Source organism: Clostridium sp. LS, assembly GCF_002760435.1.
Classification (GTDB): Bacteria; Bacillota; Clostridia; order Clostridiales; family Clostridiaceae; genus Clostridium.
In genome coordinates, this window is sequence record NZ_AUUU01000043.1 from 43,009 (window position 1) to 65,344 (window position 22,336).

15 protein-coding genes, 1 pseudogene and 1 other annotated feature are annotated in these 22,336 nt (G+C 29.3%); of the genes and pseudogenes, 5 read left to right on the forward strand and 11 right to left on the reverse strand.

Annotated features, from left to right (window positions below; genetic code table 11):
* Positions 1-105 precede the first annotated feature (105 nt).
* Positions 106-1,719, reverse strand: a complete 1,614-nt coding sequence (locus COL3_RS11465; protein ID WP_008419495.1) for a beta-N-acetylhexosaminidase — start codon at positions 1,717-1,719, stop codon at positions 106-108.
* Positions 1,720-1,939: 220 nt separating this feature from the next.
* Here COL3_RS11465 and COL3_RS11470 point away from each other — a divergent pair, with 220 nt between their 5' ends.
* Entirely contained in the window at positions 1,940-3,001 is a 1,062-nt protein-coding gene (locus COL3_RS11470) for a galactose ABC transporter substrate-binding protein (protein WP_008419493.1), read from the forward strand.
* A gap of 270 nt (positions 3,002-3,271) precedes the next feature.
* On the opposite strand, the gene serS is transcribed toward COL3_RS11470, so the two are convergent.
* The 3 genes from serS to COL3_RS11485 all read right to left on the reverse strand — a co-directional run bounded on the left by serS (position 3,272) and on the right by COL3_RS11485 (position 6,728).
* Entirely contained in the window at positions 3,272-4,549 is a 1,278-nt protein-coding gene (gene serS / locus COL3_RS11475) for a serine--tRNA ligase (protein ID WP_008419491.1), read from the reverse strand.
* Between the two features lie 79 nt (positions 4,550-4,628).
* Positions 4,629-4,855, reverse strand: a binding site (T-box leader).
* Positions 4,856-5,144: 289 nt separating this feature from the next.
* A complete protein-coding gene (locus COL3_RS11480; protein WP_008419490.1) occupies positions 5,145-5,798 on the reverse strand; it encodes a membrane protein in 654 nt (217 codons plus the stop codon).
* A 498-nt stretch (positions 5,799-6,296) separates the two neighbouring features.
* A complete protein-coding gene (locus COL3_RS11485) occupies positions 6,297-6,728 on the reverse strand; it encodes a MarR family transcriptional regulator (RefSeq protein ID WP_008419488.1) in 432 nt (143 codons plus the stop codon).
* A 241-nt stretch (positions 6,729-6,969) separates the two neighbouring features.
* On the opposite strand from COL3_RS11485, the gene COL3_RS11490 reads away from it, so the two are divergent.
* Positions 6,970-7,425, forward strand: coding sequence for a DUF2798 domain-containing protein (locus COL3_RS11490; RefSeq protein ID WP_008419487.1), 456 nt, complete (start codon positions 6,970-6,972; stop codon positions 7,423-7,425).
* A gap of 77 nt (positions 7,426-7,502) precedes the next feature.
* On the opposite strand, the gene COL3_RS11495 is transcribed toward COL3_RS11490, so the two are convergent.
* Positions 7,503-9,977, reverse strand: coding sequence for a GxGYxYP domain-containing protein (locus COL3_RS11495; RefSeq protein WP_242982122.1), 2,475 nt, complete (start codon positions 9,975-9,977; stop codon positions 7,503-7,505).
* Positions 9,978-10,321: 344 nt separating this feature from the next.
* Between COL3_RS11495 and COL3_RS11500 the strand changes: the two genes are divergently transcribed.
* Both COL3_RS11500 and COL3_RS11505 read left to right on the forward strand, forming a co-directional pair.
* On the forward strand, positions 10,322-10,975 hold the full coding sequence (locus tag COL3_RS11500; RefSeq protein ID WP_008419485.1) for a hypothetical protein: 654 nt from the start codon (positions 10,322-10,324) through the stop codon (positions 10,973-10,975).
* A 234-nt stretch (positions 10,976-11,209) separates the two neighbouring features.
* A complete protein-coding gene (locus COL3_RS11505; RefSeq protein WP_008419484.1) occupies positions 11,210-12,043 on the forward strand; it encodes a methyl-accepting chemotaxis protein in 834 nt (277 codons plus the stop codon).
* 92 nt (positions 12,044-12,135) lie between these two features.
* Here the strand turns inward: COL3_RS11505 and COL3_RS11510 are convergent, their stop codons facing one another.
* The 6 genes from COL3_RS11510 to COL3_RS11535 all read right to left on the reverse strand — a co-directional run bounded on the left by COL3_RS11510 (position 12,136) and on the right by COL3_RS11535 (position 21,356).
* Positions 12,136-14,487: a PAS domain-containing sensor histidine kinase gene (locus tag COL3_RS11510; RefSeq protein WP_008419483.1), complete on the reverse strand. Its 2,352-nt coding sequence runs from the start codon at positions 14,485-14,487 to the stop codon at positions 12,136-12,138.
* A 393-nt stretch (positions 14,488-14,880) separates the two neighbouring features.
* On the reverse strand, positions 14,881-15,768 hold the full coding sequence (locus COL3_RS11515; protein WP_008419482.1) for a DUF1002 domain-containing protein: 888 nt from the start codon (positions 15,766-15,768) through the stop codon (positions 14,881-14,883).
* A 596-nt stretch (positions 15,769-16,364) separates the two neighbouring features.
* The gene (locus tag COL3_RS11520) at positions 16,365-16,892 is read right to left on the reverse strand and encodes a DUF4177 domain-containing protein (RefSeq protein WP_008419480.1); all 528 of its coding nucleotides are present in this window, start codon (positions 16,890-16,892) and stop codon (positions 16,365-16,367) included.
* 388 nt (positions 16,893-17,280) lie between these two features.
* Positions 17,281-19,242, reverse strand: a complete 1,962-nt coding sequence (locus tag COL3_RS11525) for a PAS domain-containing sensor histidine kinase (protein ID WP_008419478.1) — start codon at positions 19,240-19,242, stop codon at positions 17,281-17,283.
* 479 nt (positions 19,243-19,721) lie between these two features.
* Positions 19,722-20,228, reverse strand: coding sequence for a hypothetical protein (locus COL3_RS11530; protein ID WP_008419477.1), 507 nt, complete (start codon positions 20,226-20,228; stop codon positions 19,722-19,724).
* Positions 20,229-20,549: 321 nt separating this feature from the next.
* Complete coding sequence (locus COL3_RS11535) at positions 20,550-21,356, reverse strand: YitT family protein (RefSeq protein ID WP_099716624.1); 807 nt, start codon at positions 21,354-21,356, stop codon at positions 20,550-20,552.
* A 414-nt stretch (positions 21,357-21,770) separates the two neighbouring features.
* On the opposite strand from COL3_RS11535, the pseudogene COL3_RS11540 reads away from it, so the two are divergent.
* A pseudogene (locus tag COL3_RS11540) lies at positions 21,771-22,247 on the forward strand (GNAT family N-acetyltransferase); the annotation flags it as partial.
* Positions 22,248-22,336: the final 89 nt, after the last annotated feature.

The window sequence follows — 22,336 nt, forward strand, 5'->3', positions numbered from 1 at the left end:
TTGATCTTAAGATAAAAAAATTATACCTAAATATATAGCAACTCAACTACACCTCAACAATGCTTTTGATGCTATTGTTGAGGTCCTTAAATTTATATTTTTCAATCATTCCTTTCCAGATTTCCATACACTTTTATCATGATAATAATTTATTCCTTGATTCTTCATCCTTGCTCCTTGTGTCTCAAGCCTGCTTTTAAAATCGTCCCAATTTCTAGCACTTTGTGATGTCCAGCCTATTTCAGCATAGCCTAATAATCTTGGATATATCATATAATCCATGGCTTTTGAGTCAGGAATTGTTTCTGTCCATAATGGAGCTTCTATACCTAAAAGTAATTTCTTTGGAGCATATTCAGTAGGATCCCATTTATATGCAGTTTCTACTGGAATATATCCAGCCCAATTTAATCCATATGGTGTACTTTCATCATATTTCATATCCAAATAAGCTTTTTTTGCTATGGACATAATAATAGGCATATTTTTTTCTCTAGCTGCGTTATTTGTATCTTTCCAATTTTGTAATACTACACTTGAGCTTATTTCTGGAGATGTATCAATTGGATCCCAACCAATTGGAGTTTTTCCATACTTCTCAACTATTTTTGCTACTCTTCCAACAAAATAATCATAATCTATCTTTTTAGTGTTAAGTGCTTCATCTCCTCCTATATGAAAATACTTTGAAGGTGATATCTCAGAAACTTCTCTAATAATATCATCAATAAATTCATATGTCTTTTCATCATGAGTCATAAAGGAACTAAATCCAACTTCTATACCTGTATATAAAGGTTTCTTTTTACCATCTTCATTCAAAAATCCATAAGATGCCAGTGCTGCATTACTATGACCTGGCATATCAAATTCAGGAATTACTTCAATATATCGCTCGGCTGCATATTCTACTAAATTTTTAAACTCTTCTTGAGTATAATATCCCCCAGGCCCGCCTCCAACTTGAGTACTTCCACCTATAGATGTTAAACCTGGCCACTTCTTTATTTCTAGACGCCAACCCTGATCGTCACTTAGATGCAAATGGACCTTATTAATTTTATACTGTGCCGCATGATCGATTTGGCGTTTAACTTCATCTATAGTAAAAAAGTGTCTAGCAACATCAAGCATTAGCCCTCTATAGGCATATTCAGGTTTATCATCTATTGTAGAAACTGGAATACTCCACTCTACATCAGTAACTACAGTTTCTTTTTCAATATCTGCCGGCAGTAATTGTCTTAATGTTTGGATTCCTCGTGAAATACCTTTTGGCCTATATGCTATAATTTTAATATTTTTAGGACTTGTTATCATTTTATATCCTTCATCGCCTTTATCTTCTTCTGATCCTATTGTCGTTAAATAAATATTACCTGCTGGAGGATTATCTTCTTTAATAATATTTAACGCATATCCTGTCGCTACCTTTAACTTTCCTTTTATAAATTCTGCAATTTTACTGATTTCTTCTGTTTCTTGTTCACTATTTCCTTTCACATAAATTGAAGTATCATCATTAATTACAAATTTTCCTTCGCCCCCTTTACAACTTTGAGGCTTAGGTATAATATCATTATTACTATTTTTTGCTCCAATAGTTTGCTGTGCTTTACTCTTTCCTTTAAGATTCAATGTAGTGAAGTACATTCCTATCATTATGGTTACCACAATTAGTGATATCAACTTTAAGTATGGATTAAGTCTATTCTTCATTAGTTCACCATCCTTATTGTGTATTTTTAAATATAAGTTTATTTGTTAAAACCTTCGTTATTATTTTTTAACCAAAATCAAATTGGTTTATACTACTGCTCACTTAAAAAATTGCGATCAAGATCTGAATTTAGTATGCATTTTTCTAACTATTAAGAGGTATAAGCTTTTTATTAAAGTACATAATAAAATTATTAGTAAAGTAATTTGGAGGATTCAAATGAAAATATTTACGAAACTTACAACTATAACTATGATTTTTATTATTGTAATTGTAACTATAGGAAATGACTACATTAAGGCTACTGAAATAAACACAAATATTTCTCCGAGGCTTCCTGTTAGAGTAGGTTTATTTTCAAAGGATCTTTCTGATGATTATCTTATAGATTTGCGTAAAGATTTTGAAGATATTCAAAAAAATAATGAAGGAAAAGTTACATTTACTTTTTACGATGCCAAATTTAATCAGGAGACACAAAACGCTGATATAGACAAAAAACTTAGAGAAGGCCTTGATCTTTTATTAATAGATATGGTTGAAGTAAATAAAGTAGCTGAACTTGTAAACAAAATCTCAAAATATGAAATCCCAGTAATATTCTTTAATCGAGAACCTCTTACAATAGATGGAATTAAAACTTACAAAAAAGCCTTGTATGTAGGAACAGATTCAAGGCAAGCTGGTATTCTGCAAGGGAAAATGCTAGTTGATGCGTGGAACAGTCATAAAGAATCTATCGATAAAAATAAAGACAATATATTGCAGTATATTATGCTTGTCGGGGAAAGGTTTAATAAAACCTCCTTAGATAGATCAACATTCTCAATTTCAACTGTCCAAGAAGCCGGAATAAAGACAGAAGAACTTGCATCAAAGATATTAAACTGGAACACCGAAAATGCTCAAAATGATGTTGGATCATTATTTTTAAAATATGGTAACAAAATAGAAGCCATAATTTCAAATGATGATTCTATGGCAATTGGAGCTGTTCAAGCATTACAAAAATTTGGCTATAACAAGGGCGATAAAACAAAAGTAATTCCAGTTGTAGGAGTAGATGGAGTTCCCGAGGCTATAGATTTAATTTCAAAAGGCTTTATGTTAGGCACGGCAGTCCAGGATCATCGCGATATGGCCAATGCTATTTATACTATAGGAATGAATTTAGTTTATGGCAAAAATCCAGTTGAAGGTACGCCATATAATTTAGATGAAACAGGTGCAGCAGTTCGTATTCCATTTAAAGAATACATTGGACCAATGTTTAATTTATAAGTATTTTGTGGCTTTTTCTTTATAAATTTAGAATCTTTCTTATATTTAAAGAAATTTAATTAATGGACGATTTTATTATGTCACTTTAAAAGAAAGCAAAGAAAAGAATTCTAATATTGTCATAATTCTGACACATAGATTTAATATAATTATTTATAGAGATAATTTAACGTTTTTCATAAATATTTACCCTTATAAATATATAAAAAATAAGAGAAGCATGCATAATTACCCCTATGCATGCTTCTCTTATTTTTTATCTAAGCTTAATTATTTAATTATAGTCATACCACCCATATATGGTTGCAATGCAACTGGAATATTTACTGAACCATCTTCGTTCAAGTTATTTTCTAAAAATGCAATAAGCATTCTTGGTGGAGCTACTACTGTATTGTTTAATGTATGAGCAAAATATTTTCCATCGTTGCCGTCAACACGAATTTTTAAACGGCGGGCTTGTGCATCACCTAAATTAGAACAGCTTCCTACTTCGAAGTATTTCTTTTGTCTTGGAGACCAAGCTTCTACGTCCACTGATTTTACTTTTAAATCTGCTAAATCACCTGAACAACATTCTAAAGTCCTTACTGGTATATCTAAAGAACGGAATAAATCTACTGTATCTTTCCACATTTTATCATACCACTTCATGCTGTCTTCTGGTTTACATACAACAATCATTTCTTGTTTTTCAAATTGGTGAATTCTATATACTCCTCTTTCTTCTATACCATGAGCACCTTTTTCTTTTCTAAAGCAAGGTGAGTAACTAGTTAAAGTTTGAGGAAGTGCAGTTTCAGGTAATATTGTATCTATAAACTTACCAATCATTGAATGCTCGCTTGTTCCGATTAAGTATAAATCTTCACCTTCAATTTTATACATCATAGCATCCATTTCTGCGAAACTCATAACACCAGTCACAACTTGGCTACGAATCATAAAAGGTGGAATGCAATATGTAAATCCTCTATCTATCATAAAGTCTCTAGCATAAGAAATTACTGCTGAATGAAGTCTAGCTATATTTCCCATTAAATAATAAAAACCATTACCAGCTACTTTTCTAGCGCTATCTAAATCAATACCACTTAATTTTTCCATTATATCTGTATGATATGGAATTTCAAAATCTGGAACAACAGGTTCACCAAATTTTTCCACTTCTACATTTTCACTATCATCTTTACCAATTGGAACACTTGGGTCTATTATGTTTGGAATAGTCATCATGATAGTTTTAACTTTTTCTTCTAATTCTTTTTCTTTAACGTCTAACTCAGCCATTCTTTCTGAATCAGCATTAACTTTTTTCTTAATTTCCTCAGCTTCTTCTTTTTTACCTTGAGCCATTAAGCTCCCAATTTGTTTTGATAACTTATTTCTATCAGCCCTTAAAGCTTCTACTTCTTGCTTAACTTTTCTAAGTTCAATATCCAATTCTAATACTTCATCAACTAAACCTAACTTACTATCTTGAAACTTGTTTTTTATGTTTTGCTTTACAATCTCTGGATTTTCCCTTACGAATTTAATGTCTAACATTTCATTACCTCCTGGTTAAATATAAATTATTATAATGAATTAAAAAATAAAAAACCGCCCCAAATATATAAACATATATACTTGGGACGGAATAATCCGCGTTGCCACCCAAATTGCTGATAAATATAAATCAGCCACTTCATTAGTAATATAGAGGTTACTACCCTTTATATTTAGGCACAAGTATTAATTGCGCTTTATCACATACAGCTCCAAAAGTGGAAAGACTTAACCTTTCACCGATTCTCACCAACCATCGGCTCTCTGAAGAAATTTATAAATCGTAGTTTTTATCATCGCTGTCTATACATATATCATATAATACTATTATATATGCATTTATACTAATTTTCAAGTATTTGCTTGTCCTTGAATCTATAAGGCATATGAAAATAAATAACAAGTCCAAAGTTGCCATAAAGGTTCATCATATGCAGCATAGCTGCTTCTTTCTAATGTGTATATTTTTCATCAGGCAAGGAGACGAATTGCCCTCATAGCGAGCCTATTAGGTCATCAATTTGCCGACGCAGGATGATGGAAAATAGGCTGGCAAATGAGCTTGTTATTTATTTGATTGTGCCTAACCATTAATCTAATTAGTTATGCACTCGTTAACAAATTTGAAACCTTCTTTAATGGTTCTGTGTTTTAGTATCTTTACATCAAAATCAAATAGCTTATAAACAAGTTGTACACAATACCCTATTCCAAGTGCAGTAACAAGTGTTCCAATTCCAACAAATCCTCCCAACATCCAACCAATAACTAAAGCTCCTGCTTCTATAAAAAATCTTATTATACTTACTGGTTTACCTGTAAGTTTTACTAATGCAATCATAAGACCATCTCTAGGACCACAACCCATTTCACAACCTATATAAAAATAGCTGCCTAAGGCTGTAACAAACAAACTACCTAACATCATAAGTGTGCCAGTAAATAAGTTATTACAAACTGGAATAATCTTAGTATATATTATAAGATCTATAAAACATCCGATTACTATCATATTTGCAATTGTTCCTAATCCAACTTTGAGACCAAGCATGCTTGTTATTATAACAATAATTACTCCTACAGCAATGCTTGCTTGTCCAATAGTTAATCCTGTTATATTTGTTAATCCTTGATGGAATACATCCCATGGACTTAATCCCAAATGTGAATTAAGTGCCATAACAGTTCCACATGCACACAATAAAAATCCGAATGTAATTCTAATTATAAGACTAAATAATTTCTTCATGATTCTCCTTTTCTTTTAATAAAGTAATCTTTTTAATTGTAAAGTAGTAAATATTTTCAGGACTTAAAAATCAAATAATAATTTGCACTAAAAACTGATACCAATTAATTTTTAATCAATAGTCAGTGTACATTAAACTAGTTGAAAATTCAATTCCATTTAATTACCTAAATCTTTCGATAAAACGAGTTCATCTATTACTATTAGAGATTATGATTAGAAGCCTTAGACATACACATTATTTTCTTTTATCAAAAGCTTTGGATAATATAGTATCCTGTAATAGTTTTTTGTATAAACTCACAAAACTTACTTAATAATATTTTAAATTCAAACTTGTCACAAATTTGACACATAGCCATACTATAATAAATTTAAAAGATTGATAAAATTTTTTTCATAAATATTTATCCCGTTAAATATAAAGTGATAAAGAGTAGCATGTGCATTACCCCTGCACATGCTACTCTTTTTTCTATGGAAAGTTATAATAACCATCTAACTTTCTATCCAATCTTCTCTCAGATATCTTTTTAACATTTCAACATTTTTGCGTCCTATATTTTTAGAAATATGCTCTTCTATTCGTTCTTTAAGCTTTATCATTTCGTTGCAGTATTCTTCACCTTTTTCAGTTAGAGATATTAACTTATCGCGTTTATTTCCTTCAATTGATGTCATTTTAATATATCCTTCATCAATGAGCTTTTTTGCACATTTGTGAACTGCCTGCCTTGATATATTCATCATCCTAGCACTCTCTGCCATTGTCATATTTTTTATTTCCAACATTCCTAGCATATGTGCTTCAGTATCTGTTATTTCATTTCCATTATTTTTCATCCATAATTCCATAACTTCTCTTCTAAGTTTTTTATGCTTTAAACTTACTAAATCTATTAGATTTAACCCACTTATATAATCATCCATTACTAAATCTCCTCTTACTTTCTAATACTTACTACTATACTACACAGTATTTCATATTGCCATAATATCCTTTTTACATATTCATTTTATCCGTAATCTTAATAACTTTATAACCGTGTTAATAACTATTCATGAAAATTAAATGCAATGTCATTGTAAACCAAGTTGACACTTTATATTCAATATTGTATACTTAATTGTAATCTTAGTTGACAATTTTATTTATAAAAGGAGATTTGAAATGGGAAAAAATAAAAAAGAAAATTTCGTATTTACACTAATTTGTTGCACGTTAATGGTTTTAGGAATGACTATATATAATGTTATTCTAAGAAATGGATTAAGTAGTTCTATTACAACAGATGTTGTAATAGGGTTCCTTCCTATTTTTTGTATAGCTTTAATTGTAGATTGGTTTTTAGTTGGTAAAATTGCGAAATCAATTGTATCTAAATTGGTGAATCACGATTCTCCAATCATAAAAAAAATCCTACTTACATCCTTTTTTATGGTATGTGGTATGTGTTTTTCTTTATCTTTAATAACATTAATAATTCACCAAGGTATATCACGTGAACTCCCTCTTAATTTTGCTATAACTTTAATAAGAAATTTTATATGCGCCTTGCCACTTCAACTTATAATTGTCGGTCCAATTGCAAGAGCAATATTCTTTAAATTATATCCTGCTATCTAAATAAAAATTTTAATATTTTGAAAATAGGTACTCATGGTACAACATGGATAAAAACAGATTTTAATATTAATGATAAGTTATAAACTACAAATTTTATAGTTTGAAGGAAAAGCCATTGGCTTTTCCTTCGTTTTTTGTCTAACATTTTCTTTTATTAATTCCATGAATACTTCAGGCACAACTATTCTTACATTGGAATTTTCCCTAAGTTTATTTATAACTTCTTCAACATTACTCACATCTTTACTCCAAACATGTACATAAACAAAAGAATAGGCTTCAGGGCTATGTACATTTACTTGACCTGAGTTAATTCTATCATTTATATTCTTCACTAACTCATCTTCACTCTCCAATGAATTCCATAGTAAATCTCTACACGAAACGATAGGCTTATTATTGGACCATACAATTTTTCCTTGATAATTATCATGCTTTATATAATCAAGATAAAATAACCCAGAGATATTAGGCATTTCAGTAAACTTGTTCCAAAGATTAATATTATAAAAAGAAGAATCATCTATTACTGCTACATACTTTTCTTGCACTGCCCCCATATAATTATTTAATGAATTGATATATTTACTTAATTTATTTTTAGCAAATTTACTTGGATACATGTATCCATTACCTGAAGGAGAAACTATAAAGTTATTATGTACATTTCCGCTACCTATGCTTCTATAATACATTTTAAAAACAGTTGGTGCCAAATAATATAATGCTGGACTCATGGACCAGCCTAAGGAAAGCTTATCCCTATTAGAATAACCAAACCACTTTGTAGAAGTGTAATTTGTTCCTAGATTCCATTGCAAATTATCTCCATCAGACATTATAAATGTTACATAATGAACATTTTCTTCTTTGGGAATTGACATTGATGATACTGCTTCTAAAGGAATTGATGGAAAAGAACTCAATGTAGACAAATTATATGCCCAGTCTGCTGCAACAATGCTTACACCACATTTTGAAGCTGTGCTTACATTAATATGTTCATCAGGTCCCCATCCCAGACAAATAGCATTTCCTTTCATTGATGAAAAGATCTTTTCTCTGAGAGTAGTTTTTTGAGCACTATCTTCGTAAAATACCAAGGACTTAGTCATTATGGCATAATCTCTTAATGGATCAATTCTTTCTGGAGATAGTTCTATTACCGTTGAATGGTTTAATCCATTGTTCCATAAATTATTATATGCCCAGCTTTCATCAGTATTTCTGCAATCTCCTTTCATTTTTATATCATGTTCCTTTACTTTAGCCTCTAAAACTTCGTCTATTATTATGGACTTACTTAAGGCTGCGAGAGAACATGCATTATTTATTGATGGATCTTTCGGTATTTTATTACTATAAAGTATATATCCTTCTATGTAGTCTTTGTACATATTTAGCAGTTGCCAAGGATCTGAGATCATATTATAAGATATGTTATAATTATTTATTAAATCTTCTAACCATATTTTATAATCAGGCTGAGAAGAATTTAAGGTATATATTTGAAAAGAACAATGGCTGTTGACCAACCCTTGAAGGCTGGCTACCATTGTTCTTTCACTTGGCGTAATTGAATCTAAAGAAATAACACATAATGATTTAGGCATTTCTGCATTCTTTATATATGCGGAAGTTTTATTTAAGGATAAAGCTTTTTTAAACTCTATTGAAGCACTGGTAACTGCAGTTTTATTCCATTCACTCCACTTTAAATTGAAAGAATTTCCATTCGCCTTGCAATAATCATAAAATTTATTTAAGAAAGAAACTTTTTCTTTATTGTTATAAAAAGAACTAATATTTTTTTCATCAAAACCCGCTAAAGCTAATTGTCTCTTTATTATTTCATCTACATTAACTTCCTTATAATTTTTTATCATATCATACATAATCATAAAAAGAGTTGTTCTTCCTACACCTTCTTTACAATGAAAATGCAGCCAGGAATTTTTAGGTTGAGTTTTAACAAAGTCTATAAAGTAATCAACCATATCATCTGAAGGTATTCCACCATCTCTGACAGTTATTCGATTATATAATAAATCTTTAGTCTTAACTAATTCATTTTCATCTTGAACCTTTGTTGGCACAATAATTTTTCCAGGGTGATTATAAAATGTTATTGGAATATTTAATTTTATACTTTTTAACTTACTAGTTTCATCTTCTAAAACTTGTTCCCTTGTTAATCCTTCATTAGCATTATTTTTTGAATTTGCCCAGCTTACTGCAAATCCATTAATAAATCCATGTGATTCCTGCCTTAAATCCACCACAGTTATTGGCAATGAGGTTCCTATAGCTTTCACTAAAATAGGAAGATTATATTCTGAAAATTGCTGACTTCCAGAAATATTTAGTTGCTCCACCCCCTTAAGATTTAAATCCTTATTGTCCTGTATAGTTGATAAATCTGATGTTTTTCGAAAGTTTTTAGGAAGGACATCATTATAATCTAATGAGTCTAAAATAAGGTGTACATTATTTTCCTCAGCAGCTTTAGTTATAATAGTATTATTTGCTGTAAAGGATAAAAAAATAACTATGGTCAATATTAATGCAAAGAAACTTTTTAATTTTCTATTCAATTTTTCTCACTTCCTTTATGATAAAGTAAACTTTATGTTTCCTAACCATAGTATAAGATAGTAAAATCACTTCTATTCAAGTTATTTATGGTATACCTTGTGCAATTTTCCACCACTACATTTAAGTTAAAATATATTATTAAATAAATGTGAGTTCTCATATTATGATAACTATAGTAAAAACGTTCTTAAGAAGTATTCGAAATTTCACTAAAACGAACATAATATTAATGAAAATATAATTAGAACATTAAGCCTTAAATGTAATATATTATAATATAGTAGTTTTTTGAGGTGAAAATATGCCACGGAAGCGGAATCAAAGTAGGAGTAGCGGCCAAAGTCAGAATCAAAACCCCAATCAAAGTCAAAACCAGGACCAAGGCCAAACTCAAAATCAAGGGCCAAACCAAGGACAAAATCAAGGACCAAATGCTGGTGTATTTTTTACTGGTAATGATATATTAGATTTAGAATTAATAGAAATAGAAATAGCTGCAACATATGTTGATATATTTTCATCTTTACTTGGTCTTGTTGCAGCGCGACAAGCTGAGCAGCTTATAATTCAAAAGGCAATGCAGCCCCAGCAACAAAACCAACAACAGAATACAAACACAAATACAAATACAAATCAAAATCAGAACCAAAATCAGGATCAGCAGCAACAGAATCAGGATCAGCAACAGCAGGATACTACTATTCATCCAACTCCAAGTGAATTAGGTACTTTTGCTAGTTGCCTTGGTGTATTTACCATACTTATTTATACTAGAGTTGCATTTATCAGACTTAATGAAATAAATGATATGATTCAAAAACACCAAACCAATTTCACGATTGGCCCTAATATAAATATAACTCTTGTTTTCTTATATTCTGTTATTGGTAATCTTTTAAGAACAATTGGGGCTATTCAAAGGGTAAATGAAGAGGCAGAGATAATTATTTTCTAATTAAAAGTCATAATATAACAATTTATATAAATTCATTTAATATTACTTCATTCCAAAAATAGTATATAAATTAGAGGCAGTAATATAATAGTTTTATGTAAAGAATAATACTATTATATTACTGCCTCTAAATTTATATTTAATTGTTGCTTAATTATGTTATTTGTAGAAAATGTTGTTTCGCTGTGTTATATTATTATTATAACATTACTAATGAAATATGGAGGTATTATAATGGAAAAAATCTTAGAGTCTTTGATTCAATCCGCGCCAATTATAAGCGAAATGTTTGGAGGAAATGCAGCAATTGCCATTTGTGATAAAAATGGATGTATATATTCTTTAGATGGTAAAGGCGTTAAGGCACCTATGCATGTTGGACAAGAAGCTGATATTGAACTAGCGAAAAAAACAGGCATTATAGATACGGTATATAGGCAAAAGAAAACATTAACTACCTTATATAATAAAAAAGATCATGGTGTAGATTCAAGAGCCACTATAATCCCAGCCATAAATGATACTGGCGAGGTTTCTGGATTTATAAGTATATCTACAAGTACTGAAAATTTTTCAAGAATTAAAACGTCTACTGAAGAACTAATGAGTTCACTTCAGGAAACTAATGTAACTGTATCAGAAATTGCTAGCAGTGCAGTTCAACTATCTGAAAAATTAAACTATATGGTAGATAATACTAAAAATACAGAAAAATTAATCGCAGAAAGCAGCGAAGCTGTGACCTTAATTGAAAGTATCTCAAAACAATCCAATCTACTAGGACTTAATGCTGCAATAGAATCTTCTAGAGCGGGTGAGTATGGAAAAGGTTTCTCAGTTGTAGCTGGCGAAATGAGAAAATTGGCATTGAATAGCGGTGAATCCTCTAAGAAAATTTCAGCAGCCCTTGCAGATATGAGTAATAGTATGAAATTAATAATAGAAACAGTAAATGAATTAGGACAAATAGCTACTAATCAAGCGGCTTCCTTAGAAGAGGTATCTGCAACAGTAGAACAAATCACCTTAAATTCACAAGTATTAGTTGATAACATAAAAATGAATTAATATAATAGGGAGAATTTTCAGAAAACTGAAGTTCTCCCCATTTTTATATTTACAGAATAACGAAAAAATATCCAAATAATTACAATTAATTTTTACAAATAAATATCTGAAAATTCTACATCGATAGTTTGTACTAAACGGTTATCTGAAAATTCAACCAACTCTTTTTCCACATCTTCTTCTATTATTTTTTGTTTTGGAAGCAATACTGTAAAAGTACTTCCTCTTCCTACACTGCTCTTAAGAGATATACTTCCCCCCAATGCTTCAACAAATCTCTTTACTAGAGAAAGTCCTATTCCAGCACCTTCAGCCTGCTTAGATAATGAACTGTCAACCTGTCCAAACCTTTCAAAGATTATATCTACCTTCTCCTTTGGTATTCCTATGCCATTGTCTTTAACCTCAATAGAAATACCGCTTCTTTTTGGAACTAATTTTACTGCAATAGACTTACCTTTCGGAGTAAATTTAATAGCATTTGAAAGAAGATTTAACAATATTCTTTCATATTTTTCATCATCAATTGCAATAATTCTTTCTTCTATAGATGATGAAAACGTTAGTTTAACCCCCTTTTGAGAGGCATAGGTATGTACAGATTCTGTTATTGCCTTTGTAAGAAAAACTATATCTATGTTCTTTTTGTTAATCTTAATTCTTCCCGCATCTGCTCGTGTAATATCCAAGAGATTATTTACAAGCCTTAACTGCCTAAAGGTATTTGATTTTATCATTCCTAAATACTTTTTTACTTGGTCAGATAATTCTTTACCACAAAGATGATCTATAGCCTGAATTGCAGTATTAATAACATTAAGGGGTGTCCTAAATTCATGGGATATAAAAGAAACAAACTCATCTTTCATTTCCAATGCTTTCTCCAGCGTTTCATTTTTTTCTTGCTCCGCTTGCAAAAGTTTTGACTGAATTTCCTTTAGGGCCTGCTCATTTTTCATAAAACCAGTTACATCTCTACTACAAATAATTCCATACATGAACTTTCCTTCATTATCAAAAACTGGGGAACCACTAATTGATAAATATTCATCGACATTGCCTACTTTTGAGCTAATAATATAATCTCGGATAATCTCTCCATTTATTATTCGATATTGCGGCATATCCTCTAATTTTATTTCATTTCCATCTAAATCAAAATGCTTTGCATTTTGATATATGTTATTTATGCCTCCGTATTTAGTCTTTAATTCTTCTTTGGCAACTTTGTTCATAACAAAGTTATTCCCTTCACTATCGAAAACATAAATAGAATCCTGCATATTATTAAGAAGAGCTCTCAATTGCTCTTTTTGTTCTAACACCCATTTTTCGTTGTTTACAAGTTCTGTAATATCATGAGCACATATTAGTACAGAAATAATATTTTCTTTTTCATCATATATAGGGCTGGCACTTATATTATAGTAATATGTTTTATTAGTTTTTTTCACAGTCATAAAATAATTTTCAATTTTTTCACCATTTCTTGCCCTGACTCCTGGTAAATCATTATATTCAATGATATTCCCATATTTATCTAAACATTTAGTATTTTTATAAAGATAACCATCCTGCCCTGGCTTCTTATACTCCAATATATTATATACAAAACTTTTTGAATTATCATTTAATAATGTTATGCTATTGTCGTTGTTAAACAAAAACATTGCATCTGATACATTATTAATAACTGCTTCGAGCTTTTTATTCTGCTCTTTCATAATCTTTGCTGCCTGTTCTGCATTTTTTCTATGTAAAACTTGTTCAGTTATTTCTACAACCATTACAACGTAGTACTTTATATTATTTTCTTCAGAAAGTGGAATTAGAGATAGCTTCCAATAAGTAGTACCACGCTCAAGTCCTTCGTACATATACTCATCTATGTTATACGTTTGTTGTGTTTGGAGAACAGTGTTCCAAATTTCCTCATACGAACTTCCTTTAAAACCAGCCAGAAACTCTGATATATGCTTTCCTATACAATTTTCCATAGAGTTAAACGGCTCATCCTTATAAGCAACATATCTTTCATTGGCTTTAAGCAGTGTCATATCTGAACTGTATACCCCTACTCCATAATAATCATCAAGAAATAATGCGTTTAAAAAAGGGTAGTTTTCTTCAAGGTTTAGGCCGGATTTTTCCAAAAAAATATATATTTTTTTCTTTTTTTCGTATATCACCTTGATTTTAACAAATACGACCTCCAAAGACTTTTTAAATAAAAAATAATCGGTTCGATTATTAATATTTTCCATATCAATATCGGTACCGATTCCTAATGTTTTAAATACTTTCCCTATATTATTATTCAGTAATTCGTCGCGCGTATATTCTGTCAACTTGGTAAATTGTTTACTAACCTTAACAATTATCCCGCCTTTCTCAACTATAAAAATGGGATAATTCATATTTTTGCTAAAATTCTTTTTATCCATAAGTAGCACCTCCACTTCTATTAACAATATAAATCTATAACTTTCTTTTATTAATATTTTAACATATTATTACAATAATTTCTATATTTGATCAAATTAAAATAAATTATTACATAATTTAAATTTCAATAATGGTTAATTATGATTAAGTATTCCTTAGGAATATACTTAATAAAAATATATACAACCTTTGCTAGACTTATACGTATATTTAACCAAAGAAATTAGGTACATATGTATGAAATAGGACTTTAAAAATAAGCTTCCAAATGTTTCTAGTAGGAGATTGCTCTACTTTTAGAACATTTCAGTAAGATTTTCACAGTCCTACGGAATACACATATACCTAATTTCGGTTAAAATGCACATAAATCTACTTTACATGTTGTTTTTCTATTTTGAAAATGCTTTTTTTATAGAATCTAAGAAATCAGAAAACATTTTTTGTAATTTAGCAAGAAACCCTTGAGCCTCTTTACTCGATAATTTGTCTTTTAATTGGTTAGTCACATCATCTAATTGAGCTTTTAAATTATTGTAATTAAGATCCAGGCTATTTATTTTGCTCATTAATGCCTTTATATTAGCTATATCTTGGTCTGATAACTTATCTCTATACTCTTTGACAGCCTTATCTACTATATCATTTAATTCTTTATCTGTTTGAGGTTTATCTTTAATTACATCTTTCTTTATATTATTAATTAAATTACTTGCATCGTTTTGTCCAATTTTTTGTCCAATATCACCTGTTGTAACCAATTCTTCATTGGCAGCTTGTTTTTTATTTTCATCAATCTTTTTTCCTGTACTGCTATTTTCAAAGCCTTTTAATATTCCAGTAAGTGCAGCAGTTCCAGAAACCTGAAAAGGTGCTGATGCTTTCACGTTAGCATTATCAATACCAGCTGTAATTAGTGCATTTTTTATCATTCCATCATTAACCCATGTAAGATTATTTGTACTTACATTTAATCCGCCTTTTTCTGTTGGTTCAACGTATGAACATGATATTGCCTTATTTCCAAGTTGAGCTTCAGATGCTATTTTTGCTAAATAAGTGTGTTCTTCTTTAGACGTAACTTCTAAAATGTTTGCTTCATTTTTAGATACTCCGAAATATTTCAACATTTCTTCTTTTTGATCATTCGTTAAATCAGCACCAAGTGTAACAGATTTGAACGAATCTGCAAATGCTGGTGCTTTTGGAGCTGATGTTAAGAAAACACTTAAAACTAAAGTTAAAATTAGAATTTTTGATATAAATGCTTTAACTTTCATAATTTCTATTCTCCTTTATTATGCTCAGTTTGTTGTCAAAAACCTTGTTATTTATTTCTTGTACATTATAGCAGAAAAAATATTAAGTTATATTTATTATTCTATTACTTTTATATTAATATTTATTATAGATAAAAAATTTTTACAAAATAACTAACCCTTAAAACTAATAAAAACGCTTGCTATCCTAAATTTAATTATTCTAAAAATATATATTTTTATAACGTTTACAATAAAAATATGCTATAATATATATAATCAATTATATATTTAAAGGGGGAATAAATATGCTAATGATAGTTATTTTTGTTTGTCTTGTATTAATTGGTTGTAATGCTTTTTATAGTAAAGATGAAAAGATTGAAATTACTGAATCTGAATTTAAAAAGAAATTAAACAAAATGTAGTGAAATTCATATAACTAGAAATAAATCTATTAATGGCTCTAATAAATTTGCTTTTAGAAATTATCAGTATCAAAACTAGAAAGATAATTAAAAACTATAAGTGATAGGTTGTAAGTTTAGGAAAGAAACTTATAACTTATCACTTTTTAATTACAAGTATTAATTCTTAGCTTATTTTTCTTTAGTTATTTATTTCCCTTTTACAGGCCTTTTAAGCAATAATACCAACCGTTGCGGACGAACATTTGGCTGTAGGCCTGTCACATATTTATCATTGCCAAAGTTAGGGTATGCAGTTTCCATCTCTAGATATGAACTTACTAGTTCCCAGCCGTCTCCTCCTAATTCGTTCAATTGTTCTTCAGAGGGCGTAATAGTATTAATATTAGCAGAACCCTCTCCTGTTCTACTATTGCTTGTCTCTGGTAATATCTTCATAGTCTTATATTCCCACTTTTGTTCTTGATTTATTCCTATACTAGATTTTATTGATTTTATTCCATACATAGTAATACTTATAAAAATTATTATCAAGGCAATTAATGATAGTTTAAACCAATCTGTCTTGCCTTTAAATTTATCATTTTTTCTTTCTTTAGCTGATATATCAATATTTTTAATAAATTCTTTCTGCATTAAATTTTCTTCACTCTTTAATACGTTATTATTATTTTTTATTTCCACATTTATATGTTTACCTATGCTATTGTTTCCCATAAAATCCCCCCAAAATCTATACTCTCCGCATATAATGCTAGTTTCCCCTTTATATTTTTTCACCATAAGTTAATATCTATTCTTTCAGTTCCTAAATTACACCCACCTTATTTCTATTGATTTAATTACAATTTTAAGCTCTATAAAAAACCAATATACATATTATACCATATTCCAACTATAAGAAAATTAATTGATACGGCCTTAAAACTATCTTAATATTGAAAATTCATACTTTGCATCCATTTCCAACTGTCGCATACCTTATCACTATTCATAATTTTTTGCATAAAAAAGCTCCTTAACGCTATGACATTAAGGAGCCTAATGGCAGTAATATATGACAAATATTTCATTAGCATCACAATTAAATTTTTAGACTATTATATTACAGGTATATATCTGAGAACTCTACATTTGTACTATATAAAAGATGACTATTAAACAAATCAGTATTAGAATTTTCTTTATGTTTGCCTAAAACTTTTTTATTAGGAAGTATTATAGTAAAGGTGCTGCCCTTACCTAATTTGCTTTTAACAGATATTTTCCCATCTAAGGCTTCAACAAGTTTCTTTACTAATGGTAACCCTATGCCTGTCCCTTCAGCTTGGCGGGATAACGAACTATCAATCTGTCCAAATCTTTCAAAAATAAAATCTATTTTATCTTTGGGGATTCCTATACCTTTATCCTCTATTTCTATATGAATATCATTCTTATATACATTAAGCTTTACAGTTACCTGTCTACTAGCAGGGGTAAATTTAATAGCATTAGAAAGGAGGTTTAAAAGAATTCTTTCATATTTTTCATTATCAATACCTATTATCATATTTTTATGAGAAGTTGTAAATATTAATTGTATACCTTTTTGTAAAGCATATTTTTTTACGGAATCTATAATAGCTTCTGTTAAAATAATAATATCTGTATTCTTTTTATTTATTTTAATTACACCTATACTTGCTCGAGTTATATCAAGAAGATTATTAACTAACCTTAACTGCCTATAGGTGTTTAATTTTATCATACGCAAGTATTTTTTAGCGCTTTCTGATAAATCCTCGGAACAAATGCTTTGCATAGCTTGAATAGCTGAATTAATAACGTTAAGTGGTGTTCTAAACTCGTGGGATATTATAGATAAAAATTCATCTTTCATTTCTAAAGCTTTTTCTAATGTTTCATTTCTCTCACGCTCTGCATCTAAAACTGCATCTTGCTGCAATTTTATAATTTTCTCCTGTATAACCTTTTCAGTAATATCTTTTAAGCTCATTATTCCATATAAGAGACTTCCATCATTATCATAAACTGGCTTCCCGCTAGCACTGATATATATTTCTCTATGGGCGCTTTTTGCAATTAATCTATAATCACTTAATATATCGCCTTTTAAAATTCTACTTGAAGGTAACTCGTCTTCCTCAAGTATATTTCCGTTAATATCAAAGTATTTAACTATGTTTAAGTTACTATCAATTTTTTTATTTCTTTCTATCAAATTTAGAATTTTTTCTGCAGATTTATTTAGTGTGGTTAACTTCTTATTATTGTCTATTAAAACCAATCCGTCATAAACACTTTCGAAAACATCTTCCAGTTGCTTATTTTGAATATTAACAGCTTTAATCTCCTCTTGAGTTTTTTTCCTATCATTAACCTTTTCTGTTACATCAAAGGTATTGCAAACTACATATTTTAGTTCTCCGTCTTCCGAAACTGGAGTAATTATAGAGTCCCAATAAGTAATATCTTTCTCATAACCTATATGCCTATGCTCCTTTACTTGTACTGTTTCACCTGTATCTATAGCCTTCTTCAAAAACTTATATACCGAGTTATCATAGTGATTAGGAATAATTTTTTCCACTTTCATTCCTATACTAAAGTTTCTATTGTTAAATGGAGGCTGGAGAAAGTCTAAGTATTTTTTATTTGCTTTAATTAGTACCATATCAGGTACACTATAGACTGCAATTCCAACAGCATCTGCTTTACATAATTGAGACAAATAAGAATGCCTAACCTCAAATCTGGAGTTTGGCCTCTCTCTCATAATAAATATTTTCTCATTTCCTTGATTAACTATTTCAATATTAATTGATCTATATTCAAATAGTTTAGTAAATAAAAAATATTCAGCTTTTTCATTAATATTTTTAATATCAAAGCTTGGACCCACTCTTAATGTAGTAAGCACATCTTTTAGATTTTTATTAATTAATTCATCAGCATCGTATTGTGTCATTTCTACAAACAGTCTACCCACTTCTATAACGCTCTCATTTTTCACCAATATACAAGGAACCTTATTAATCAAATCAAAAGTACCCTTTTTATACACAATAAAACCTCCTAAATTTTCCCACATTATTGGCATTTGTGGATAAATAAGCAATATGTGTTTATCAAAATATCGCCTATGTTTTCAACCCTAAATTGTTTACATAATAGTATTTTGTTATACATCATTTTGTATTTTAATCCATTTTTTCTTAACAAATTCTCTATATACCATCCTTACTACATTATAACACAATGGCATTGAATTTAATGTTAAATTATGTTAAATATTATCTTATTGTATTGTACTGTATTTGCTTAACATTACCCCTTCTAAATGGAGAACATTGTTAAAAATATGTTACAATGAGGACTTATCTCTTATAAAAATATTAAGTTAATTCCCCCTTAGATTATCTAAAAATGTAAAAAAATATGTGGATACCATCCTCCACATATTTTCTATCTACAATATTTTTTCAAAATTAAATCTTTTGCTTTTGTTTTCTAGTGTATTGTAATTCTATGGCAGGATATTATTTATTCCTGAATCAACAACCAACCATATTCTAAAAAAGCTAAGTCATCATTATCAACAAAATCAGCGACTTCTCTCCAACTTTCAATCGGAAGCTCTTTTTCAAAAGAAAGTTCTCCAACATCTTTGTTATATTCCTCTCTCTCTTGGTCCTCCAAAAATTCCCTGATGATTTTCCCATCCTCTATAACAATTAATTCTCCATAGCATATAGCATCATTATATCCTGCAAAGACAAAAGATTCTTTCTGTGCAAAATTAAGCCAAGACTTAGATGGAACTCCTGAATATCCTCCAGTTAAATCTTCAAATACAGTCCAACCTTCATTTTCATATAAAAATACTGAATCAAGACTTTTCCAGGTACCATTTTCATTGCAAGCTAAATTTATTGCCTTTATTGAATCTGTTTCAATTAATTTAAATTTTCTTTCAGAATTTAACCATGAAGTTAACCTACTTATTGCTTCATCCTTGGGTAATTTAATTCTAAAATAACTTGGATTCATAATAATTCTCCTTATAAATGAAATTTGAAAGTTTAATATTTTGCACAAACTTTTTTGAATTTCTTTCCAATTATATTGTACATATTTTATGGAGGTATTGTAAACCTTTAAGAAAATAAATAATTGAACTTTCTTTTATTTTCAAAAATTAAAAAATACCTATGCTTGCTTATTATCAAGTACAGGCATTCTTTTTATATTATTAGTGTTAAATCAGCCCTTTCTTGCTTTTTCACAAAATAAAATTATGTCAGTACATTTTTCATATATACTATATTACAAAAAATATTATGACTGATTTACTATATTAAAATTAACTTTTTAATGTATTGCTTTCTTTTTATACCTCTTTCCAGCACCTTCAACACTAGTAATTGTAACTAATGCATCTTCATCAAAACCATTAATTATATTTTTCAATTTTGCAATTTCCAGTCTTGTTAATACCACATATATGACATCCATTTGGTTTCCACTATATGCACCCTTCCCTTCTAAAAAGGTAATTCCTCTACCAAGCCTATCTATTATAGCTTCAGAAATATCTTTACTCTTATCAGAAACAATAATTACTGCTTTTGATTCATCAAGGCCTTGAACAGTAATATCTATTGTTTTAAAAGCAATAAAGTAAGCTATTAGTGAATACATAGCTCTATCCCAGCCAAATATAAAACCTGAACTTCCTAAGATAAACAAATTAAAAAACATAACTATTTCTCCAATAGAAAATGCGCTTTTCTTATCAAGTATTATGGCTATAATTTCAGTTCCATCTAGAGAACCACCATTTCGTATAATTAAACCTACTCCTATACCCATTATAATACCGCCAAATATAGTTGCTAAAAGTGTATCTTGAGTTATACCTGGCACAGGATGAAGCAGAGTAACACCTATGGATAAACATATTACTGAGAATATAGTTGAAAACGCAAAGGTCTTCCCTATTTGTCTATAACCAACAACTACAAAAGGCAAATTAAGTATAAATGTAAATACTCCTAATTGGACTTTTGTTAAATAACTAGCCATTATGGATATCCCTGTCATACCACCGTCTATTATATTATTAGGTATTAAGAATATTTCAAGGCCAATTGACACTAAAATTGATCCTAAAACCATAAATAAAATCTTATTAACATAGCCTAAAGCCTTCTTATATTTTCTTTTCATTAATCATCCCCCTCTAGAAATTTAGTTAATAATGCATTTAGGATTATCTCTTCATATTATAAAAGTCTTATGTTCCAACTTAATTAAGCTTATTATACCATATATAAAGTTATCTATTATTTAAAAAGATACTGAATACTCTACAAGTTATTACTTACTAGTACCTTTTCTTATTTTTTACTAAATTAAAATATAATACACTTATATTGTATTTTAATTTATAATTTTCTCAAAAACCCTCTAGAAAGTTCGTGCTCCAATTTTTAAATTTGTAATATTAAAAAGCATAAATCTAGAAAAATTTAATACATTATATTGGAATTAATGCTATAATTATCATAATAATAGACTGTAGATGACTGGCGAGATTTACATGAGTACTTATCAGACAAAGAAGTCGTTAAATTTGAACCATACGATATATATTCAGAGAACCAAGCTAAGGAGGAAGCAATTAATAGATCGAAAAGCGAATCTTTTTATGCTGTATGCTTAAAACAAAATGGAAAATTAATTGGAAATCTATATTTAGGGAAATGTGATTTTGATACCTTTGAACTAGGATATGTATTTAACAGAAATTATCACAGCCATGGTTATGCTTCTGAAAGTGCAGAAAAGTTAATTGATTATGCCTTTGCACATTTAGGAGCACGACGAATTATAGCTATGTGCAGTACCGAGAATAAACCTTCTTGGAAGTTACTTGAGCGCATCAAAATGAGGCGTGAAGGTATGCTTTTGCAAAATATATATTTTAAAACTGACATCAATGGTAATCCCATTTGGTTTAACACCTACGAATACGCCCTGCTAAAATCAGAATGGTGTAATAATTAGTGCTATAGTTTAATCAACAGAAATAACTGATATAAAAGGGAGTGTCGCAAAATGATTAAATTTTAATCAGGAGCGATGCTCCTTTTCGG

Bases quoted from the DNA above. Each gene is read 5' to 3' on its own strand.
- serS (WP_008419491.1), bottom strand. From the start codon at position 4,549: ATGTTAGACATTAAATTCGTAAGGGAAAATCCAGAGATTGTAAAGCAA.
- COL3_RS11535 (WP_099716624.1), bottom strand. From the start codon at position 21,356: ATGGTTTTAGGATCAATTTTAGTGTCAATTGGCCTTGAAATATTCTTA.
- COL3_RS11485 (WP_008419488.1), bottom strand. From the start codon at position 6,728: ATGGATGATTATATAAGTGGGTTAAATCTAATAGATTTAGTAAGTTTA.
- COL3_RS11465 (WP_008419495.1), bottom strand. From the start codon at position 1,719: ATGAAGAATAGACTTAATCCATACTTAAAGTTGATATCACTAATTGTG.
- COL3_RS11490 (WP_008419487.1), top strand. From the start codon at position 6,970: ATGGGAAAAAATAAAAAAGAAAATTTCGTATTTACACTAATTTGTTGC.
- COL3_RS11480 (WP_008419490.1), bottom strand. From the start codon at position 5,798: ATGAAGAAATTATTTAGTCTTATAATTAGAATTACATTCGGATTTTTA.
- COL3_RS11520 (WP_008419480.1), bottom strand. From the start codon at position 16,892: ATGGGAAACAATAGCATAGGTAAACATATAAATGTGGAAATAAAAAAT.
- COL3_RS11500 (WP_008419485.1), top strand. From the start codon at position 10,322: ATGCCACGGAAGCGGAATCAAAGTAGGAGTAGCGGCCAAAGTCAGAAT.
- COL3_RS11530 (WP_008419477.1), bottom strand. From the start codon at position 20,228: ATGAATCCAAGTTATTTTAGAATTAAATTACCCAAGGATGAAGCAATA.
- COL3_RS11505 (WP_008419484.1), top strand. From the start codon at position 11,210: ATGGAAAAAATCTTAGAGTCTTTGATTCAATCCGCGCCAATTATAAGC.
- COL3_RS11470 (WP_008419493.1), top strand. From the start codon at position 1,940: ATGAAAATATTTACGAAACTTACAACTATAACTATGATTTTTATTATT.
- COL3_RS11510 (WP_008419483.1), bottom strand. From the start codon at position 14,487: ATGGATAAAAAGAATTTTAGCAAAAATATGAATTATCCCATTTTTATA.
- COL3_RS11515 (WP_008419482.1), bottom strand. From the start codon at position 15,768: ATGAAAGTTAAAGCATTTATATCAAAAATTCTAATTTTAACTTTAGTT.